Raw genomic sequence first — 19,882 nt, forward strand, 5'->3', positions numbered from 1 at the left:
GCCCACCTCGACCCCGGTCCTGCGGGACGTGCTCAAGTACGGCCTCATCCTGGCCGGGATCATCGCCGTGGCCGGGATGCTGCTCGGCGGCCTCTTCGCCGGCTGGATCGGCGTGACGAGCGCGCTCATCGGCACCGTGATGGCCGCGGTGTTCCTGAGCATCACCGCGCTGAGCATCCTCATCGCCAACCGCTTCATCGGCTCCGACCTCTTCGTCGGGCTGTTCTTCGGCATCGTGCTGGGCGGCTGGATCGTCAAGTTCGTGCTGTTCCTGGTGCTCGCGATCGTGCTGCGCGATCAGCCCTGGATCAACCCCGTCGTGCTCTTCCTGAGCCTCATCGCGGGCGTGATCGGGTCGCTCGTCGTCGACATGATCGTGGTGTTCCGATCCCGCGTGCCCTACGTCAGCGACGTGACCCTCCCGGGGGAGAAGCGCTGAGTCGTTTTCGATTCGTTACCCTGCGAAAACTCTTGTAGAGTTATCACGATCCCCCACCCGAATCGCGCCACGAGAACTTGGGGCGCGGCATTTTGCGGGTGTCCACCGTTCGTCGTCGCGAGAGCCCTCGGCTCGACGCCCCGAAACAGGAGATAGCGCTGTTAGCTAACGCTGTGAACCTGCTGGTCCAGGCCGCAAGCTCCGATGATGGCAGCTTCCACGGTCCCTCGATCGAAGAGTTCTTCCCGCCGACCCTGTTCACCATCGGTGGCCTCGAGTTCAACCGCATCATCGTGGTCCGGCTCATCGCCACGATCGCGCTGATCCTCATCTTCTGGCTCGGCACGCGCCGCATGAAGCTGATCCCCGGCCGCTTCCAGTCGGTGGTGGAGATGGGGCTCGACTTCGTGCGCGTGAACATCGCGGAGGACCTGCTCGGCAAGAAGGACGGCCGGCGCTTCCTGCCGCTGCTGACCACCATCTTCTTCATGGTGCTGTTCTTCAACATTACGGGTATCATCCCCTTCCTGAACATCGCGGGCACGTCGGTCATCGCCGTGCCGATGCTGCTGGCGATCGTCGCGTACATCGCGTTCATCTACGCCGGCGTCAAGAAGAGCCCCAAGAACTTCTTCAAGAACGCGCTCTTCCCGCCCGGGGTGCCGTGGTTCCTGTACATCATCGTGACGCCGATCGAGTTCGTCTCGACGTTCATCCTGCGGCCGATCACGCTGACGCTCCGACTCCTGATGAACATGGTCGTCGGGCACCTCCTGCTCGTCCTGTTCTTCACGGCGACGACCTTCTTCTTCTTCAACGCCGGCGGCCTCTGGGCGCTCTTCGGAATCGGCACCTTCGCCTTCGGCTTCGTCTTCACCCTGTTCGAGATCCTGGTCGCAGTCCTGCAGGCCTACGTCTTCGCGCTGCTCACCGCTGTCTACATCCAGCTGGCAGTCGCCGAGGAACACTAAGAACGATCCGCGCACCCGCACGGATCGCCATCACGGAAGGAAACACACAACGTGGACATCGCTGCAATCAACGGCAACATCGCCACCGTCGGTTACGGCCTCGCCGCCATCGGCCCGGCCATCGGCGTGGGCATCGTCGTCGGCAAGACCATCGAGGGCGTCGCCCGTCAGCCCGAGCTGGCCGGCCGTCTCCAGGTCCTGATGTACATCGGTATCGCGTTCACCGAGGCGCTGGCCTTCATCGGCATCGCGACCTACTTCATCTTCGTCTGAGTCCCCTTCAGCCCGTCCTGTAAGGAGGAACGATGCTTAACGGCGTGCTCAGGGCCGCCACCGAGGAACAGCACAACCCGCTGATTCCCGCGTGGCCCGACATCATCGGCGCGCTCATCTGCTTCATCGTCATCCTGTTCTTCTTCTGGAAGCTCGTTCTTCCGCGCATGAAGAAGCTGCTGGATGAGCGTGCCGAGGCGATCGAGGGCAACATCGCGAAGGCCGACGAGGCCCAGCACAAGGCCGAGGCGCTGCTGGAGGAGTACACCGCCCAGCTCGCCGACGCCCGAGCGGAGGCCGGCCGCATCCGCGAGCAGGCCCGCACCGACGGTCAGAAGATCGTCGCCGAGGCGAAGGAGACCGCGACGGCCGAGGCCGCGCGCGTCACCGCGTCCGCCCAGGCGCAGATCGAGGCGGAGCGCCAGAGCGCGCTGGTCTCGCTGCGCAGCGAGGTGGGCTCGCTCGCGATCGACCTCGCCTCCGGCGTGGTCGGCGAGGCTCTCACCGACGACAAGAAGTCGCAGGCGATCGTCGACCGCTTCCTGGCCGACCTCGAGGCGAGCGAGAAGGCAGGGTCGAGCAAGTAATGGGAAGCGCCACCAGAGAAGCATTGGCCCGGGCCGCGTCGGCTCTGGCCGGCCTGGGATCCAAGGCCGATCTGGCGACGGCTGAAGACCTGTTCGCCGCAGGACGAGTCGTCGCCGACTCCGCCCAGCTCCGCGCGGTCCTCAGCGACCCCTCGGCGGACGCCGCCGGCAAGAAGGCCCTCGTGCAGCGCGTCTTCGGCTCGCTGTCCGCACCGGCCGTCGAGCTGCTGACCGTCATCGCCGCTGAGCGGTGGTCCGGACAGGACGACGTGCCCGCCGCCATCGAAGAGCTCGGCATCCGCTCGATCGCCGCTTCGGTGCCGGCCGGTGTCGACCTCGTGGCCGAGCTGCTCGCGTTCGGGGGCGCCGTGACCTCCGACGCGCAGCTCGAGCTCGCGCTGCGCAGCAAGCTCGCCGACCCCGAGGCCAAGGCCGCTCTCGCCGAGCGCCTGCTCGCGGGCAAGGCGTCGGCGCAGACCGTCGCCATCGTGCGCCAGCTGGTGCTGCAGCCCCGCGGCCGCAGCATCCGGGAGGCCGTGCGCGACGCGACCCGCATCGTCGCCGCCCAGCACGGGCGGACCATCGCGACCGTCACCACGGCCACGCCCCTTCCGGCGGCCCAGGCGGAGCGACTCCGGGCCGCGCTCTCCGCGACCTACGGCGAGCTCGAGCTCACCCAGGTCGTCGACCCGGCGATCATCGGCGGTCTGCGGGTGCAGATCGGCGACGACGTGATCGACGGCAGCATCGCGTCGCGCCTCAACGAACTACGACTTCAGCTGGCGGGCTGACCGCCTCTACAGAGGGAACAACCATGGCAGACATTCAGATCAGCCCCGATGAGATCCGGAGCGCGCTCCAGGACTTCGTCACCAAGTACGAGCCGTCCAAGGCCGAGACCACCGAGGTGGGCCACGTCCTGGACGCCTCCGACGGCATCGCGCACGTCGAGGGCCTCCCCGGCGTGATGGCCAACGAGCTCATCCGCTTCTCGAACGGGACCCTGGGCCTCGCCCAGAACCTGGACGAGAACGAGGTCGGCGTCGTGATCCTCGGCGAGTTCGACGAGATCGTCGAGGGCATGGAGGTGACCCGCACCGGCGAGGTCCTCTCCGTTCCCGTCGGCGACGGCTACCTCGGCCGCGTGGTCGACCCGCTCGGCAACCCGATCGACGGCCTGGGCGAGATCGCCACCGAGGGCCGCCGCGAGCTGGAGCTCCAGGCTCCCGGCGTCATGCAGCGCAAGTCGGTGCACGAGCCGCTGCAGACCGGCATCAAGGCGATCGACGCCATGATCCCCGTCGGCCGCGGCCAGCGCCAGCTCATCATCGGCGACCGCCAGACCGGCAAGACGGCCATCGCGATCGACACGATCATCAACCAGAAGGCCAACTGGGAGTCGGGCGACGTCAACAAGCAGGTCCGTTGCATCTACGTCGCGATCGGCCAGAAGGGCTCGACCATCGCCTCGGTGAAGGGTGCGCTCGAGGACGCCGGCGCGATGGAGTACACCACCATCGTCGCAGCCCCCGCCTCCGACCCGGCCGGCTTCAAGTACCTGGCCCCCTACACCGGCTCGGCCATCGGCCAGCACTGGATGTACGGCGGCAAGCACGTCCTGATCATCTTCGACGACCTGTCGAAGCAGGCCGAGGCCTACCGCGCCGTGTCGCTCCTCCTCCGTCGTCCGCCGGGACGCGAGGCCTACCCGGGCGACGTCTTCTACCTGCACTCCCGCCTGCTGGAGCGTTGTGCCAAGCTCTCCGACGAGCTGGGCGCCGGCTCGATGACCGGCCTGCCGATCATCGAGACCAAGGCGAACGACGTCTCGGCGTACATCCCGACCAACGTGATCTCGATCACCGACGGCCAGATCTTCCTGCAGTCCGACCTGTTCAACGCCAACCAGCGTCCCGCGGTCGACGTCGGCATCTCGGTGTCCCGCGTCGGCGGTGACGCCCAGGTCAAGTCGATCAAGAAGGTCTCCGGCACGCTCAAGCTCGAGCTGGCCCAGTACCGCTCGCTCGAGGCCTTCGCGATGTTCGCGTCCGACCTCGACGCGGCCAGCCGTCGCCAGCTCGCCCGCGGCGCGCGCCTCACCGAGCTGCTCAAGCAGCCGCAGTACTCGCCGTACCCGGTGGAGGAGCAGGTCGTCTCGATCTGGGCCGGCACCAACGGCAAGCTGGACGAGGTCGCCGTAGAGGACGTGCTGCGCTTCGAGTCGGAGCTGCTCGACCACCTCCGCCGCAACACCGACATCCTCACCACGCTGCGCGAGACGAACGTCCTCGATGACGACACCGTCGCGAAGCTCGGCACCGAGGTGGACAAGTTCAAGCTCGAGTTCCAGACCGGTGAGGGCAAGCCGCTCGCCTCGGTCGGACGCGAGGAGTTCGAGGCCATCGCCGAAGAGGACGTCGACCAGGAGCGTATCGTCAAGGCCAAGCGCTGACGCGCCGGCCAGGGATTTAGGAGACACATGGGAGCCCAGCTTCGGGTCTACCGGCAGAAGATCCGTTCTGCCCAGACGACCAAGAAGATCACCCGTGCGATGGAGCTGATCTCCGCCTCACGCATCCAGAAGGCGCAGGCGCGAGTGGCCGCCTCCTCGCCGTACGCCCGTGCGATCACGCGCGCGGTGTCGGCGGTGGCGACCTACTCGAACGTCGAGCACGTGCTGACCACCGAGCCGGAGAAGATCGAGCGCGCCGCGATCGTCATCTTCTCGTCGGACCGCGGTCTCGCCGGCGCGTTCAACTCGAACGTGCTCAAGGAGGCCGAGAAGCTCGCCGAGCTGCTGCGCGGCCAGGGCAAGGACGTCGTCTACTTCCTCGTCGGCCGCAAGGCGCAGGGCTACTTCAGCTTCCGCCGCCGCGCGTTCGAGCGGGTGTGGACCGGCAACACCGACGCCCCCGAGTTCGAGCAGGCCAAGGAGATCAGCGACGCGATCCTGGAGTCCTTCCTGCGCGACGCGTCCGACGGCGGCGTCGACGAGATCCACATCATCTACAACCGCTTCGTCAGCATGCTGACCCAGGAGCCGCAGGTCGTCCGCCTGCTGCCCCTGGAGGTCGTGGAGGGCGTGGAGGAGCCGGACCGCACGCAGGTCCTGCCGCTGTACGAGTTCGAGCCCGACGTCGGCACCGTGCTCGACGCGCTGCTGCCGGTCTACATCGAGAGCCGCATCTTCAACGCCATGCTCCAGTCGGCCGCCTCGAAGCACGCCGCGACCCAGAAGGCGATGAAGGCGGCGAGCGACAACGCCGACAAGCTCATCACCGACTACACCCGCCTGGCCAACAACGCCCGTCAGGCCGAGATCACCCAGCAGATCTCCGAGATCGTGGGCGGCGCGGACGCCCTGAGCTCCGCCAGCTGACCCGGACGAACGTCTAACACGAGAAGAGAACGAATCATGACTACCGCTACCGCCGAAGCCCAGGCTTCGACCGCGCAGCCGGCCGGCGTGGGACGCATCGCCCGCGTCACCGGTCCGGTCGTCGACATCGAGTTCCCGCACGACTCGATCCCGGGCATCTACAACGCCCTCAAGACCACCATCACGATCGGCGAGCAGTCGACCGAGATCACGCTCGAGGTCGCCCAGCACCTCGGCGACGACCTGGTCCGCGCCATCGCCCTGAAGCCGACCGACGGCCTGGTCCGCGGCGGCGAGGTGCGCGACACCGGCGCCCCCATCACGGTGCCGGTCGGCGACGTGACCAAGGGCAAGGTCTTCAACGTGACCGGTGACGTCCTCAACGCCGAGCCGGGCGAGCAGATCGAGATCACCGAGCGCTGGTCCATCCACCGTCAGCCGCCCGCGTTCGACCAGCTCGAGTCCAAGACCCAGCTGTTCGAGACCGGCATCAAGGTCATCGACCTGCTCACCCCGTACGTGCAGGGTGGCAAGATCGGCCTCTTCGGTGGTGCGGGCGTCGGCAAGACCGTCCTCATCCAGGAGATGATCCAGCGCGTCGCGCAGGACCACGGCGGTGTCTCGGTCTTCGCCGGTGTCGGCGAGCGCACCCGTGAGGGCAACGACCTCATCCACGAGATGGAGGAGGCGGGCGTCTTCGACAAGACCGCGCTCGTCTTCGGCCAGATGGACGAGCCGCCGGGGACCCGTCTCCGCGTCGCGCTCTCGGCCCTGACGATGGCGGAGTACTTCCGCGACGTGCAGAACCAGGACGTGCTGCTCTTCATCGACAACATCTTCCGGTTCACGCAGGCCGGTTCCGAGGTGTCCACGCTGCTCGGCCGCATGCCGTCCGCGGTGGGCTACCAGCCGAACCTCGCCGACGAGATGGGTCAGCTGCAGGAGCGCATCACCTCGACCCGCGGCCACTCGATCACCTCGCTGCAGGCGATCTACGTGCCGGCCGACGACTACACCGACCCGGCGCCGGCGACCACGTTCGCGCACCTCGACGCCACGACCGAGCTCTCCCGTGAGATCGCGTCGAAGGGCCTGTACCCGGCGGTCGACCCGCTGACCTCGACCTCGCGCATCCTCGACCCCCGCTACCTGGGTGAGGACCACTACCGCGTGGCCACCACGGTCAAGCAGATCCTCCAGAAGAACAAGGAGCTGCAGGAGATCATCGCGATCCTCGGTGTGGACGAGCTGTCCGAAGAGGACAAGATCACCGTGTCGCGCGCCCGCCGCATCCAGCAGTTCCTCTCGCAGAACACCTACATGGCGAAGAAGTTCACCGGTGTCGAGGGCTCGACCGTCCCGCTGAAGGACACCATCGAGTCGTTCGATGCCATCGCCAAGGGCGAGTTCGACCACGTCGCCGAGCAGGCGTTCTTCAACGTCGGTGCGATCTCCGACGTCGAGGAGAAGTGGGCGCAGATCCAGAAGGAGAACAGCTGACATGGCTGTCCTCAACGTGAGCGTCGTCGCCGCCGACCACGAGGTGTGGTCGGGGGAGGCGAGCATGGTCGTGGCGCGGACCGTGGAGGGGCAGATCGGTATCCTGCCCGGCCACGAGCCGCTGCTCGCCATCCTCGCCGAGGGCGAGGTGCGCGTCACCCTGAACGGGGGCGAGTCGATCGCGGCGCAGGCCGACGACGGCTTCCTCTCCGTCGAGAACAACACGGTCACGATCGTGGCCCGTCAGGCGGAGCTCGTCTGACATGGCAGAGCAGGCAGCCCCGCTGGACCGGCAGTTCGGTGACGTCCGCGTCCCCGTCCTCGTCGCGATGGCGGGGCTGCCCGGCTCCGGCAAGTCGACCATGGCCGAGATCCTCGCCGGCCGCCTGGGGGCGACGGCCATCTCGGTCGACCCCATCGAGGCGGCGATTCTGCGTGCCGGGATCGACGCCGACCAGCCGACCGGTCTCGCCGCGTACCTCGTGGCGGAGACCATGGCCGAGCAGGTCCTCCAGTCCGGTCGTTCCGTCGTCGTCGACGCGGTGAACGCCGTGGAGCCCGCCCGGCTGCAGTGGCGCGACCTCGCTCAGCGCTGCGACGTCAAGCTCCACGTCATCGAGACCGTGTGCACCGACGAAGCGACCCACGAGGAGCGCCTCTCCAAGCGGACCGGTCTCGTGACCGGTTACGCGGTCGAGCAGAGCATCGCCGACTACGACGAGTGGCGCGGCGCCGCCGCGTCGCTCCCGCGCATCAGCCTCGACACCTGCCGCCCGCTCGGCGAGAACGTCGAGGCGGCGCTGGCCTTCCTGGAGCGGTAGTGCTCATCCTCCTCCCGCCCTCCGAGACGAAGAGGGACGGGGGAGCGGGCGCGCCCCTCGAGCTCGGCGCCCTCCGCTTCCCGTCGCTCGACGCGGTCCGCCGCGACGTGGTGGAGGCCGTGCTCGCGCTGTCCGAAGACCACGACGCCAGCCTGCGCGCCCTCAAGCTCGGGCCGAAGCAGGCGGGGGAGGTGGAGCGCAACCGTGCGATCGCCTCCTCGCCGACGCACCCGGCGCTGCTGCGCTACACCGGCGTGCTGTACGACGCGCTCGATGCGGAATCGCTGACGGAGGACCAGTGGGCGTACGCGGCGGAGCATGTCGCCGTGCAGTCGGCGCTGCTCGGCCTGGTCGGGGCGGGCGACCCGATCCCGGCGTACCGGCTGTCGTTCGATTCGCGGCTGTCCACGGCGCGGGGCGTGCCGTCGCTGAAGAAGCGCTGGGCCGCTGCGGGCGCCGCCGCGCTCCGGGAGCGGTCCGGGCTGCTCCTCGACCTGCGCTCGGAGGGGTACGCCGCGCTCGCGCCGCTCCCGGAGCGTGACGGCGCTCATTACGTCCGCGTTCTCGCACGTGATGAGGGCGGCCAGGTGCGCGCGCTCAACCACTTCAACAAGCAGGCCAAGGGCCTGTTCACCCGCGCCCTGATCGAGGCGGCCGCGGTTCCGACGACGACGGACGAGCTCCTCGAGTGGGCCGCGGCCGAAGGCTACGAACTCGCCCCGGCCGGTGACGGCTCCCGAGACCTGCACCTGGTCGTGCCGGAGGTCGCCGGCGCGCCGGGCAGGCTCATGGCCGTCCTGCGCGCCTCCTGATCGCGGCGCGACCGGCAGCGGACCGAACCGCACGCGGTCGCACCGGCACGCGGTCGCACCGGCACGCGGTCGCACCGGCAAGCGGCCGGACCGGCAAGTGGCCGGACTGGCAAGCGGCCGGACCGGCAGTGGCGCATCCGGGGCCGTCTCGCTGGTGGAGCGGCGTCCGCTCGTGCCCGACCGCACGCGGATTCACGCCGGCTCCACCCGGCCCCGGTTGAACGTGTAGCACGTCTGTGACGCACGCCGCCGGCCCGACTGGGCGAGTAGGAGGCACCCCCGCGGCGCCAGCCTGCTCGGATCTCAGAGATCCTTTCTCGCTTGGAGTGAGCATAACTCACTTTTGGAGAAGCGGCAAGGACGCGACGGGGCGCGAGTGACAAGTCCGGCGCGCCACGGCTCGCCTACGCCCGGAAGCACCCCTCCAGGTGGTCGTCCACCATCCCGGTCGCCTGCATCAGCGCGTACATGGTGGTCGGCCCGACGAACCGGAAGCCGCGCCGCCGCAGCTCCTTGCTCAGCGCCGTCGACTCCGCGGTCACCGCCGGGATGTCGCCCCACTCCCGCGGTCGCCGCCGCGTCGGCTCGGGCGCGAACCCCCATATGAGCTCCTCCAGCGGCACGTCGAGGGCGAGCACCGCACGGGCGTTGCTGATGGTCGCCTCGATCTTGCCGCGGTGCCGGATGATCCGGGCGTCCTGGAGCAGCCGCACCACGTCGGCCTCGCCCATGGCTGCCACCTGTCCGGGATCGAAGCCGTGGAACACCTCGCGGAACGCCGGCCGGCGCCGCAGGATCGTGATCCACGACAGCCCGGCCTGGAATCCCTCCAGGCACAGCTTCTCGTACAGCGCCCGCGGATCGTGCTGCGGCGTGCCCCACTCCTCGTCGTGGTACCGCCGGTACTCGGGGTCGTTCGCCGACCACGAGCAGCGCGCCACCCCGTCGTCCCCGACGATCACCGCCGGTCGCGGTGCCGCCCCACCGGGCTCCGCCCCACCGGGCTCCGCCGCCCCTGCACCCTCGACCACGCGTGCCTCTCCGACCACCTCGGTCGCTCCATCCGTCCCGCTCATGCCGCCAGCGTGATCCCCTCGTGCTGGAGGAGCCAGAGCTTCGTCGGGATGCCCTCGCCGCCGCTGTACCCGGTCACGCGCCCGCTGGTCGAGAGCACGCGGTGGCACCCGACGATGATCGGCACCGGGTTGGCACCGACGGCCCCGCCGATGGCCCGCCCGTACCGCGGGTAGCCGAGCGCGGCCCCGAGCTCGCCGTAGGAGGTGATGGTGCCGTAGTCGAGCCGCGCGAGCTGCTCCCACACGGCCCGGCGGAACGGGGTGCCCTCGAGTCGCACCGGCACGTCGAAGCCGCGCCGTTCGCCGGCGAAGTACTCGCCGAGCTGGCTCGCGGCCTCGTAGAGCACGGCCGTGCTGCGCTCGGGGTGCTCGTCGAGCGGGAGGTGGCCTCCGCGCTCGATCGAGAGGGAGGTGACGGCCTCGCCGTCGCTGGTCAGCTCGATGCGGCCGATCGGACTCGGCAGCCGAAGGAGGTAGGCGAAGGAACTGCTCATGGCTCGACTCTAGGCGGAGCGACCGACGCCGGCTCGCGGGAATCGGACATTGGGGACAAGCCGCCTCGCGGCCCGCCTGTGGAGGAATTCGCGCCGCCTAGACTCGAACCCATGGCGAACATCGAATACCGCACCCTGGGCGAATCGGGCCTGATCGTCTCCACGATCGGCCTCGGCTGCAACAACTTCGGCCGCAAGGACACCGCGACCGAGACCCAGGAGGGGACGGACGCCGTGGTCGGCGCGGCGATCGACGCCGGCGTGACGCTGTTCGACACCGCCGACATCTACGGCAAGGAGCGCGGCCTCTCCGAGACGCTCATGGGCCGCGCGCTCGCGGGCAAGCGCGACAAGATCGTCCTGGCCACCAAGTTCGGCCATGACATGCAGGGCGCCAACGGCCCGGACTGGGGCGTGCGCGGGTCGCGCCGGTACATCCGGCTTGCGGTGGAGGCGTCGCTGCGCCGCCTGCGCACCGACTGGATCGACCTCTACCAGCTGCACTTCCCCGACCCGGTGACGCCGATCGAGGAGACCCTCGCGACCCTGGACGACCTCATCACCGAGGGCAAGATCCGCTACATCGGACACTCCAACCTGTCAGGCTGGCAGATCGCCGAGGCGGAGTTCACCGCGCGGCTGGGCGGCCACCCGAAGTTCGTCTCCGCGCAGAACGAGTACAGCCTCCTCGTGCGCGACGCGGAGCGGGAGGTGCTGCCGGCGGTGAACCGCTACGGGCTCGGCTTCCTGCCCTTCTTCCCGCTGTACAACGGCCTGTTCACCGGCAAGTTCAGCCGCTCGGGCGGCCCCGCCGACAGCCGCATCATGATGATCCGCAAGCACCTGCTCGACAACGCGCCGTGGGACCGCATCGAGCGGTTCCAGGCGTTCTGCGACGAGCGCGGCGTGACGATGCTGGCCGCCACCTTCGGCTGGCTCCTGGCGCAGCCCGGGCTGACCAGCGTCATCGCGGGCGCCACGAAGCCCGAGCAGATCGTCGCGAACGCCGGGGCCGCGACCGACTGGGCGCCGAGCGCCGAGGACGTCGCCACCATCTCGGCGATCTTCGACCCGGCCGAATAGCCCGTTCGCTCAGAGCGAACGCGCCGCCGTCACAGCCGCGCGGCGACCGCCCGGACGCACCAGAACACCCCGTAGGCGATCAGCCCGAGCGCGATGAGGATGAGGAGGACCGGCCCGAACGGCACCTGGAGCAGCGCCTTCAAGCTGCCGTCGAGCCCGCCCGCCTTCTCCGGGTCGTAGGTCACGGCCCCCGCCACGACCAGGCCGCCCACGATGATCAGCGCGATGCCCTTGGCGACGTAGCCGACCCTCCCGAGCGTCCGGGTGGCGGTCGCCAGCCGGTTGGGCGGGAGGCGCATGTCCTTCTCGAAGCGGTGCGTGACGCCGTTGCGGATGAAGATCACGCCGGCCACGGCGACGCCGATCCCGATGCCGGCGAGCACGAAGACGCCGCCCGGCATGGCGAGCAGGCGCGCGCTCATCGACTTCTCGGACGTGGACGCGTCCTGCCGTCCGCCCAGCGCGATGGAGATGGCGATGACGGCCAGCGCGGCGTAGACCACGCACTTCGTGATCTCGATGACGCGCGTCCCGGCCCGCGGTGAGATGATCGCGACGAGGATCTGCCACAGCGACAGAAACACCAGCCCGACGATCACGAGCCAGAGTGCGAACAGGCCGCCGGGCACGGCGACGAGCGCCTGCAGCGCGCCCGACTGGTCGGCGCTGCCGCCGCCACCGCCTCCGCCGCTTCCACCCCCGCCGACGCCGCCGATCGCGAGGGCGAGCGCGATCGCGCCGATGAGGATGTGCAGCAGGCCGATCGAGGCGAGGCCGACGCGCGCGAGCACACGCACGGCGGGGTAGCCTGCGACACGGGAGGCGACCCGGGAGGGGGAGGTCATGCCCCGCACGGTACGCGACGTTCCCGCCTTCGGGAATCTCGGGTAGCGTAGTGAGTCGAGTCCGTCGCGCCGTCGTGCGGCGGCGCAATCTGAATAGAGGAGGCCGGCATGGACATCGACCTCAGCGTCTTGCGTCTCATGGAGCGCGAGAAGGAGATCCCCTTCGATGAGCTGGTGCAGATCATCGAGCAGGCGATTCTGACCGCCTACCTGAAGCACACCAATCAGGCCGACCACCGGCACGGGCACGGCGAGCCGCCGGCCGCCCGCGTGCACCTCGACCGCAAGACCGGGCACGTCACCGTCTACGTGCCGGAGCGCGACGACGAGGGCAACGTCATCGGCGAGGCCGAGGACAGCCCCAGCGACTTCGGCCGCATCGCCGCGTTCGCGGCCAAGCAGGTCATCAACCAGCGGCTGCGCGACATCGCCGACGATGCGGTGCTGGGCGAGTTCCGCGGACGCGAGGGCGACATCGTCGCCGGCGTGATCCAGCAGGGCCCCAACCCGCGCATGGTGCACATCGACCTCGGCAGCGTGGAGGCGATCCTCCCTCCCGAGGAGCAGGTGCCCGGCGAGGAGTACACGCACGGCTCGCGCATCCGCGTCTACGTCACGAGCGTCTCGAAGGGCCCGAAGGGGCCGTCGATCACGGTGTCTCGCACGCATCCCGCGCTCGTGCGCAAGCTGTTCGCGCTCGAGGTCCCCGAGATCGCCAGCGGCGTCGTCGAGATCGTGTCGCTCGCGAGGGAGGCCGGCCACCGCACCAAGATGGCGGTCCGCGCCACCGAGCCCGGCGTCAACGCCAAGGGCGCGTGCATCGGCGAGCTCGGTCAGCGGGTCCGTGCGGTCACGGCGGAGCTGAACAACGAGAAGATCGACATCGTCGACTACTCGCCCGACCTCGCCACCTTCGTCTCCAGCGCGCTGTCCCCGGCCAAGGTGACCAGCGCGTTCGTGATCGACGAGTCGCTGAAGGCGGTGCGCGCCCTCGTGCCCGACTACCAGCTGTCGCTCGCGATCGGCAAGGAGGGGCAGAACGCCCGCCTGGCCGCCAAGCTCACGGGCGCGAAGATCGACATCCAGCCGGACTCGATCCTCGACCGGGACTAGGTCGCCGAGCGCCGGAATGCCGGCGGGGGCCGCCGCGTTGTTCATAGAGTGGCCTCCCGCCGTTTCGGCGCCCGTGCGCCGGAGGGGTAAGATGGAAGCTGTCAGAACGTGCGTCGGATGCCGTTCTCGCGCCCCGCGGTCCTCGCTTCTGAGGGTCGTCGCCCAGGAATCCCAGATCGTGGTGGACTCGTCCGCCACTCTTCCGGGGCGGGGGGCGTGGCTGCATCCGACCGGCGAGTGTCTCGACAAAGCCCTGAACAGGCGGGCCTTCGGGCGCGCACTCCGGGTGGAGGGGGCACTCGACACCGCGGCCATCCGGTCGCACCTCACGAGAGAACAGGCTGAAGAAGCAGTGACTTCACATGAGTGAGAACCGATGAGCGGCTCGAAATGAGAACCGTCCGCAACTAACGCCTGCCCTGTCTGGGTAGGCCCAGACAGGAGAATTTGTGGCTGCAAAACCACGCGTACACGAGGTCGCGAGCGAGCTCGGCGTCGACAGCAAGGTCGCGCTCGCGAAACTCAAGGAGATGGGCGAGTTCGTCAAGGGCCCGTCCTCGAGCATCGAGCCTCCGGTGGCCCGCAAGCTGCGCGCCGCCCTCGAGGCCGAAGGACACACCACCGACAAGGCGCAGCAGGCGCCGAAGGCCGCCGCACCGTCGGCGGGCGCCCCGCGCCCGCAGGCCCCGCGCCCGGCCGAGTCGTCGGCACCGCAGGAGGCGCGCCCCGGCGCGCCCAAGCCGCAGGCGCCGATGTCGGTCGCCGAGCGCCAGGCCGCCGCCGAGAAGGCCGCGGCTGAGAAGGCCGCCGAGAAGTCGGCCGCCGAGAAGACGTCCACGGACACGGCCGCGCCGGCCAAGCCGCAGAGCAGCCGGCCCGACGCCGTCAAGCCGTCCGGCGCCCGCCCGGGCGGCGGGTCGATCCCGCGCCCCGGCGCCCCGCGCCCCGGCAACAACCCGTACTCGACCAGCCAGGGCATGGGCCAGCGCCCGAGCACCCCGCGGCCGGGCAACAACCCGTTCTCGAGCTCGCAGGGCATGGGCCAGCGGCCGACGCCGGGCAACATCCCGCGTCCGGCCCCGCCGCGTCCCGGCTCGCCGCGCATCGGCGCGCCCGGCCAGGGCGGTCAGGGCCGTCCCGGTGGTCAGCGTCAGGGCGGCGGCGGTGGTCGTCCCGGCTTCCAGCAGCGTCCCGGCGGTGCCGGTGGCGGCGCGGGTGCCGGCGGCGGCTTCCAGCGTCCGGGCGGCGGCTTCAGCGGCCCGCGTCCCGGTGGTGGCGGCGGTCGCGGTCGTGGACCGGGCGGCGGCACGGCCGGCGCGTTCGGTCGCGGCGGCGGCAAGAGCAAGGCCCGCAAGTCGAAGCGCGCGAAGCGTCAGGAATTCGAGATGCGGGAGGCCCCGTCGCTGGGCGGCGTGAGCGTCCCCCGCGGCAACGGCAGCACCGTCATCCGGCTGCGCCGAGGCGCCTCCATCTCGGACTTCGCCGACAAGATCGACGCGAACCCCGCGTCGCTGGTCACCGTCCTCTTCCACCTGGGCGAGATGGCGACCGCGACCGAGTCGCTCGACGAGGCCACCTTCGAGGTGCTCGGCGAGGAGCTGGGCTACAAGATCCAGGTCGTCTCGCCCGAGGACGAGGACAAGGAGCTCCTGGAGGGCTTCGACATCGACCTCGACGCCGAGCTGGAGGGCGAGTCCGACGAGGACCTCGAGATCCGTCCGCCGGTGGTCACCGTCATGGGTCACGTCGACCACGGAAAGACGCGCCTGCTCGACGCCATCCGCAACGCGAACGTCGTGGCGGGCGAGGCCGGCGGCATCACCCAGCACATCGGTGCGTACCAGGTCTGGACCGAGCACGAGGGCATCGAGCGCGCCATCACCTTCATCGACACCCCTGGTCACGAGGCGTTCACCGCCATGCGTGCCCGTGGTGCGCAGGTGACGGACATCGCGATCCTCGTGGTCGCGGCCGACGACGGCATCATGCCGCAGACGATCGAGGCGCTGAACCACGCCCAGGCGGCCAACGTGCCGATCGTGGTCGCGGTCAACAAGATCGACAAGCCGGACGCGAACCCCGCCAAGGTGCGCCAGCAGCTGACCGAGTTCGGCCTGGTCGCCGAGGAGTACGGCGGCGACGTCATGTTCGTCGACGTGTCGGCCCGCAACGACATCGGCATCCAGGACCTCCTGGACGCGGTGCTGCTCACGGCGGACGCCGGACTCGACCTGCGCGCGAACCCGAACAAGGACGCACGCGGTGTCGCCATCGAGGCCAAGCTCGACAAGGGCCGCGGCGCCGTCGCGACCGTGCTCATCCAGTCCGGAACGCTCCGCGTCGGCGACGCGATCGTGGCGGGAACCGCCTACGGCCGCGTCCGTGCGATGGCGGACGAGAACGGCGACGCGGTCTTCGAGGCCGCACCGTCCCGTCCGGTCCAGGTGCAGGGTCTGTCGAGCGTGCCGCGAGCCGGCGACACCTTCCTCGTCACCGAGGAGGACCGCACGGCCCGTCAGATCGCCGAGAAGCGCGAGGCCGCCGAGCGCAACGCGCAGCTGGCGAAGGCCCGCAAGCGCATCTCGCTCGAGGACTTCACCCGGGCCCTGGAGGAGGGCAAGGTCGAGGCGCTCAACCTCATCATCAAGGGCGACGTGTCCGGTGCCGTGGAGGCGCTGGAGGAGTCGCTCATGAAGATCGAGGTCGACGAGTCGGTCAGCCTCCGCATCCTGCACCGCGGCGTCGGCGCGATCACCGAGTCGGACATCGACCTGGCGACCATCGACAACGCGATCGTGATCGGCTTCAACGTCCGCCCGGACGTGAAGGCGCGCGAGCGTGCGGCCCGCGAGGGTGTGGACGTCCGCTTCTACTCGGTCATCTACAACGCCATCGAGGACATCGAGAACTCGCTGAAGGGCATGCTCAAGCCCGAGTTCGAAGAGGTCCAGTCCGGTGTGGCCGAGATCCGCGAGGTGTTCCGCTCCTCCAAGTTCGGCAACATCGCCGGTGTCATCGTCCGGTCCGGCACGATCACGCGCAACGCCAAGGCGCGCGTCATCCGCGACGGCGTCGTGGTGGGGGACAACCTCGCCATCGAGTCGCTGCGCCGGTTCAAGGACGACGTCACGGAGGTCCGTACGGACTTCGAGGCCGGTATCGGCCTCGGCAAGTACAACGACATCCAGGTCGGCGACGAGATCGAGACGACGGAGCTTCGCGAGAAGCCGCGCGTCTGATCCGGAGCGCTCCGAAGGCCCCGCGGCTCGTCCGCCGGGCCTTCGGGCTACAAGGCCTTCGGGCCGACAGAAGGTAGGGAGAAGACCATGGCCGATCCGGCACGCGCGAGGAAGCTCGCGGACAGAATCAAGGTCATCATCGCCAAGCGGCTCGACCGCGGCCTGCGCGACCCGCGCCTCGGCTTCGTCACGATCACCGACGTGCAGGTGACCGGCGACCTCCAGCACGCCACGGTGTTCTACACCGTGTACGGAAGCGAGGAGGAGCGCCAGGGCACCGCGGCGGCGCTCAAGGCGGCGACCGGGATGCTGCGCAGCGAGGTGGGCAAGAACATCACCGCCCGGCTGACCCCGACGCTGGAGTTCCAGCTCGACGCCATCCCCGAGAACGCCGCCCACATCGAGGACCTGCTGCGCCAGGCGCGCCAGCGCGACACCGAGGTGGCCGACCTGGCCGCCTCCGCGCAGTACGCCGGCGACGAGGACCCGTACATCAAGCCGCGCGACTACGACGAGGACGACGACCTCGACGACGACCTCGACGAGGACGACGACCTCGACGAGGACGACCTCGACGACGAGGCGGCCGACCGCCGCTAGACGTCGCCGTTGCGCACGGCGGCACCCGCACGAGAAGATATTTCTCATACGGGTTCCAGTGCGAAGCGAGGTCACGCCCATGTCCGACGGGGGAGCGGAGGCGCGGCGCATCTTCCGCAGCGCGACGGACGGGCGCAACGTCGAGGTCGTCGGGCCTCGGCTCTCCGGCCGATCATCCCTGCTGCGGCTGGTCGAGCAGGAGTATCGCCAGGCCGGCTTCTCCACCGTCGTGGTGCGCGGTGTCGGCGAACAGCTGCCACTGGCGTCGATCCGCGTCGCGTTGACAGACGGTTCCGAAGCGGCCGGTCCTGGCACGCCGGCCCCGGCGCGGCTGGCGAGCGTGCTCGCCGAGCGTCGCCCGGCGGCCCTGATCGTCGACGACGCCGACCGGATCGACCTGCCGTCCTGGGAGGTACTGGCCCTCGCTCACCGCACCGCCTCCGTCCCGCTGATCTGCAGCGTGCGGGCGGGCGGTGCCGGTCCGGACGCGCGCTCGCTCACCCGGCTGAGCCCGCCGGTGCGCGTCCGGATCGAGCCGCTCACGCTCGACGAGGTGCACGACGCTCTCGCGCACCGGCTGGAGGGCGGGGTGGCGCCCTCCCTCGCCTCCCGCGTCCACACCAAGTCGGCCGGCCGGGTCGGACTGGTCACCGCGATCGCCGACGCGGCGGTCGCCGCGGGGCGGGTGCGCCGCAGCGACGACCTGTGGACGGATCTGCCCGACCTCTGGTCGCCCGAGCTCGACGCCGTGTACGAGGCGGTGCTCGACGGCAGCGACGAGACGATGATCGAGGCCGTCGAGACGCTCGCACTTTCCGGGGCCGTGGAGGTGGAGACCGCCGCCAGGGTCGTCGGCGCCGAGACGGTGGAACGGCTGGAGCGGGCGGAGCTCATCCGCACCTTCGCCGCCGGGGCCGGCCTGCTGGTGTCGGTCGATCCTCCCGGTCTCACCGACTACTTCCTGCATCAGCGCCCCTCCGTGCGCCGGCAGCGGCTGCTCTCGGGGATCGCCGCCGAGGCCGATGCGACCCGCCGCCCAGGCGATGCTCCGGCCGCCGCCGGACGGGAGGCCCTTCCGCTCGTCCGCGGACTCGGGCAAGCCACGGCACCGGCGACCGACCTGCCGCATCTCGCCCACATGTTCCGGGATGCGTTCGCGGCGGCGCGGTCGGCGACCGCGTCGGAGTGGGCGCGGACGCGTTCCATCGCCTCGGCTGTCCGGCTGCTCGGTCTCGAGCTCTCCGGGCCGCGGACGCCGGAGCTGATCGAGCGGGTCTGCACGGAGACCGAGCTGGACGGCGGCGACGAGAGGGAGGAGCTCGCCTTCCGCCTCCTCACCTCCCGCTGGAGACTGATGGCCGGGCCCGGCGCCGAGGCGGCCGAGCATGCGCTCTGCGACGGACTCCCGGCCGGGTTCGCCTTCCTTCCCGCTGTGCGCGCTCTCGTGATCGGCCTCCGCGCAGAGACCTCGGGTCCGCGTCCGGAGGATGCGGGTGAGCTGCGAGCGCTTCTCGCGGGTGATGACATCAACGCCGCGGTCGCAGGGCTGGTGCTGGCGTTCGTCCACATCGTGTCCGGACGCGGCGAGGACGCACTCGCGGTGCTGGACGCGGCGCCGTCGCCCGCGCGTCCCTCGGCACTGGCCGCCTCGCACGAGTACGCTCGCGGGCTCGCACTTTATGCGGCCGGCCGCTTGGAGGAGGCGGAGGCCTGGGCCACCGCGCATCTCGACCGCTGCCTCGCCGAGGCCGATCGTGACGGTCTCGTCGGGCACGCCTACGTGGCGGTGCTGAGCCGTGCCGCCCTCGGCCGGTTCGACGAGGCCTTCGCCACGGCGCAGCTCGTGCTCAGCACGGGCGTCGAGGCGGGCGGGCTGCCGTTCGGACCCGACCGCGCCGTGCTGACGCTGCTGGCGTTCGTGGCCATCCGCACCGGGCGTCTCGCTGCCGCCGAGGCTCTCGCGGCGCGTGCGGCGGAGCTGCGCGGCAGGAGCGACGGCCTTCCGTTCGGCGTTCCCGACCTCCTCGTCGCCGCTCGCCGTTCCGCGGAGGGTGACTCGCAGGCGGCGGCGGCAGGCTACCGCGGCTCCGCGGCCGCGCTGCGGGAGCGGGGCTACCTGCTGGCCGCCGAGACGCTGGAGATGCTCGCCGTCCTCGCCCACTTCGATCCCGAGGCGAGCGCGACCCCCGCCGCCGGAGGCGCCGCCGCGGGCGAGCTGTATCGCGCGTGGATCGCGGGGCTGCGCGCGCAGGTCGACGACGACGCGGCCGCGCTCGTCGCCGCCGGACGGACCCTGGGCACGCTCGGGGCGCGGGACCAGGCCATGAAGCTGCTCGGCCAGGCGGCCCGGCTCTACCGGGCGCGCGCCGACGAGGAGGCGGGGGAGCGGGCGCAGCAGGAGCTGCGCGACCTGCTGGACGAGAGCGTGCACGCGCCGGGCGGCGCGATCCAGGAGTTCGGGCTCAGCGAGCGGGAGGCGGAGATCGTCCGGGCGGTCGCGGTCGGCGCCTCCAACGTCGAGATCGCCGAACGGCTCGGGCTCAGCGTTCGCACGGTCGACTCGCACCTGCGCAACATCCGGCAGAAGACGGGCGCCGTCGATCGCGACGACCTCGCGCGGATCGCCGGCCGGACGCCGTCGCTCTGACGA

At 70.2% G+C, this 19,882-nt stretch carries 20 protein-coding genes; 17 read left to right on the forward strand and 3 right to left on the reverse strand.

From position 1 onward, the window contains the following. From ACR9ZG_RS07855 to ACR9ZG_RS07905, 11 genes are all read left to right on the forward strand, one after another. The coding region (locus tag ACR9ZG_RS07855) for a Cg1360 family ATP-synthase-associated protein (protein ID WP_481284268.1) at positions 1 to 439 on the forward strand (439 nt) is incomplete at its 5' end. 173 nt (positions 440 to 612) lie between these two features. Next, positions 613 to 1,410, forward strand: a complete 798-nt coding sequence (gene atpB, locus ACR9ZG_RS07860) for a F0F1 ATP synthase subunit A (RefSeq protein WP_481284269.1) — start codon at positions 613 to 615, stop codon at positions 1,408 to 1,410. A gap of 51 nt (positions 1,411 to 1,461) precedes the next feature. Continuing rightward, a complete protein-coding gene (atpE, locus tag ACR9ZG_RS07865; protein WP_064111451.1) occupies positions 1,462 to 1,683 on the forward strand; it encodes an ATP synthase F0 subunit C in 222 nt (73 codons plus the stop codon). Positions 1,684 to 1,715: 32 nt separating this feature from the next. Next, positions 1,716 to 2,270 carry a F0F1 ATP synthase subunit B gene (locus tag ACR9ZG_RS07870; protein ID WP_301210695.1) on the forward strand — a complete coding sequence of 185 codons (555 nt, stop codon included), beginning with the start codon at positions 1,716 to 1,718 and terminating at the stop codon, positions 2,268 to 2,270. Further along, positions 2,270 to 3,061, forward strand: coding sequence for a F0F1 ATP synthase subunit delta (locus ACR9ZG_RS07875; RefSeq protein WP_481284270.1), 792 nt, complete (start codon positions 2,270 to 2,272; stop codon positions 3,059 to 3,061). Before ACR9ZG_RS07870 ends, ACR9ZG_RS07875 begins: the two co-directional genes overlap by 1 nt. Positions 3,062 to 3,084: 23 nt before the next feature. Beyond that, on the forward strand, positions 3,085 to 4,722 hold the full coding sequence (gene atpA, locus ACR9ZG_RS07880) for a F0F1 ATP synthase subunit alpha (protein WP_481284271.1): 1,638 nt from the start codon (positions 3,085 to 3,087) through the stop codon (positions 4,720 to 4,722). Positions 4,723 to 4,749: 27 nt separating this feature from the next. After that, positions 4,750 to 5,649 (forward strand): F0F1 ATP synthase subunit gamma, encoded by a 900-nt coding sequence (locus ACR9ZG_RS07885; protein ID WP_481284272.1) that lies wholly within the window; start codon positions 4,750 to 4,752, stop codon positions 5,647 to 5,649. A gap of 36 nt (positions 5,650 to 5,685) precedes the next feature. Beyond that, on the forward strand, positions 5,686 to 7,149 hold the full coding sequence (atpD, locus tag ACR9ZG_RS07890; protein ID WP_481284273.1) for a F0F1 ATP synthase subunit beta: 1,464 nt from the start codon (positions 5,686 to 5,688) through the stop codon (positions 7,147 to 7,149). A 1-nt stretch (position 7,150) separates the two neighbouring features. Further along, positions 7,151 to 7,411, forward strand: coding sequence for a F0F1 ATP synthase subunit epsilon (locus ACR9ZG_RS07895; RefSeq protein ID WP_301210689.1), 261 nt, complete (start codon positions 7,151 to 7,153; stop codon positions 7,409 to 7,411). 1 nt (position 7,412) lies between these two features. Beyond that, positions 7,413 to 7,970 (forward strand): P-loop nucleotide/nucleoside kinase family protein, encoded by a 558-nt coding sequence (locus tag ACR9ZG_RS07900; protein ID WP_481284274.1) that lies wholly within the window; start codon positions 7,413 to 7,415, stop codon positions 7,968 to 7,970. After that, on the forward strand, positions 7,970 to 8,782 hold the full coding sequence (locus ACR9ZG_RS07905) for a YaaA family protein (protein WP_481284275.1): 813 nt from the start codon (positions 7,970 to 7,972) through the stop codon (positions 8,780 to 8,782). The genes ACR9ZG_RS07900 and ACR9ZG_RS07905 overlap by 1 nt, the downstream gene beginning before the upstream one ends. Positions 8,783 to 9,186: 404 nt before the next feature. Here ACR9ZG_RS07905 and ACR9ZG_RS07910 read toward each other — a convergent pair whose 3' ends face one another. Together ACR9ZG_RS07910 and ACR9ZG_RS07915 are read right to left on the reverse strand one after the other, a co-directional pair. Continuing rightward, positions 9,187 to 9,858 carry a DNA-3-methyladenine glycosylase I gene (locus tag ACR9ZG_RS07910; protein ID WP_481284276.1) on the reverse strand — a complete coding sequence of 224 codons (672 nt, stop codon included), beginning with the start codon at positions 9,856 to 9,858 and terminating at the stop codon, positions 9,187 to 9,189. Continuing rightward, positions 9,855 to 10,352, reverse strand: a complete 498-nt coding sequence (locus ACR9ZG_RS07915; protein WP_481284277.1) for a methylated-DNA--[protein]-cysteine S-methyltransferase — start codon at positions 10,350 to 10,352, stop codon at positions 9,855 to 9,857. The genes ACR9ZG_RS07910 and ACR9ZG_RS07915 overlap by 4 nt, the downstream gene beginning before the upstream one ends. Positions 10,353 to 10,463: 111 nt before the next feature. On the opposite strand from ACR9ZG_RS07915, the gene ACR9ZG_RS07920 reads away from it, so the two are divergent. Then, the gene (locus ACR9ZG_RS07920) at positions 10,464 to 11,435 is read left to right on the forward strand and encodes an aldo/keto reductase (protein WP_481284278.1); all 972 of its coding nucleotides are present in this window, start codon (positions 10,464 to 10,466) and stop codon (positions 11,433 to 11,435) included. A gap of 29 nt (positions 11,436 to 11,464) precedes the next feature. On the opposite strand, the gene ACR9ZG_RS07925 is transcribed toward ACR9ZG_RS07920, so the two are convergent. Continuing rightward, positions 11,465 to 12,280 (reverse strand): DUF1206 domain-containing protein, encoded by an 816-nt coding sequence (locus ACR9ZG_RS07925; RefSeq protein WP_481284279.1) that lies wholly within the window; start codon positions 12,278 to 12,280, stop codon positions 11,465 to 11,467. Positions 12,281 to 12,388: 108 nt separating this feature from the next. On the opposite strand from ACR9ZG_RS07925, the gene nusA reads away from it, so the two are divergent. The 5 genes from nusA (at position 12,389) to ACR9ZG_RS07950 (ending at position 19,879) form a co-directional block, all read left to right on the forward strand. After that, positions 12,389 to 13,393, forward strand: coding sequence for a transcription termination factor NusA (nusA, locus tag ACR9ZG_RS07930; protein WP_481284280.1), 1,005 nt, complete (start codon positions 12,389 to 12,391; stop codon positions 13,391 to 13,393). Positions 13,394 to 13,484: 91 nt separating this feature from the next. Then, positions 13,485 to 13,763, forward strand: a complete 279-nt coding sequence (locus tag ACR9ZG_RS07935) for a YlxR family protein (protein WP_481284281.1) — start codon at positions 13,485 to 13,487, stop codon at positions 13,761 to 13,763. A 79-nt stretch (positions 13,764 to 13,842) separates the two neighbouring features. Beyond that, positions 13,843 to 16,632 carry a translation initiation factor IF-2 gene (gene infB / locus ACR9ZG_RS07940; RefSeq protein ID WP_481284282.1) on the forward strand — a complete coding sequence of 930 codons (2,790 nt, stop codon included), beginning with the start codon at positions 13,843 to 13,845 and terminating at the stop codon, positions 16,630 to 16,632. Between the two features lie 87 nt (positions 16,633 to 16,719). Beyond that, positions 16,720 to 17,232, forward strand: a complete 513-nt coding sequence (gene rbfA / locus ACR9ZG_RS07945) for a 30S ribosome-binding factor RbfA (RefSeq protein ID WP_481284283.1) — start codon at positions 16,720 to 16,722, stop codon at positions 17,230 to 17,232. Positions 17,233 to 17,311: 79 nt separating this feature from the next. Beyond that, positions 17,312 to 19,879 carry a helix-turn-helix transcriptional regulator gene (locus tag ACR9ZG_RS07950; RefSeq protein WP_481284284.1) on the forward strand — a complete coding sequence of 856 codons (2,568 nt, stop codon included), beginning with the start codon at positions 17,312 to 17,314 and terminating at the stop codon, positions 19,877 to 19,879. The last annotated feature ends 3 nt before the right edge of the window (positions 19,880 to 19,882 follow it).

Source organism: Leifsonia sp. KNZ12-8B (genome assembly GCF_056755495.1).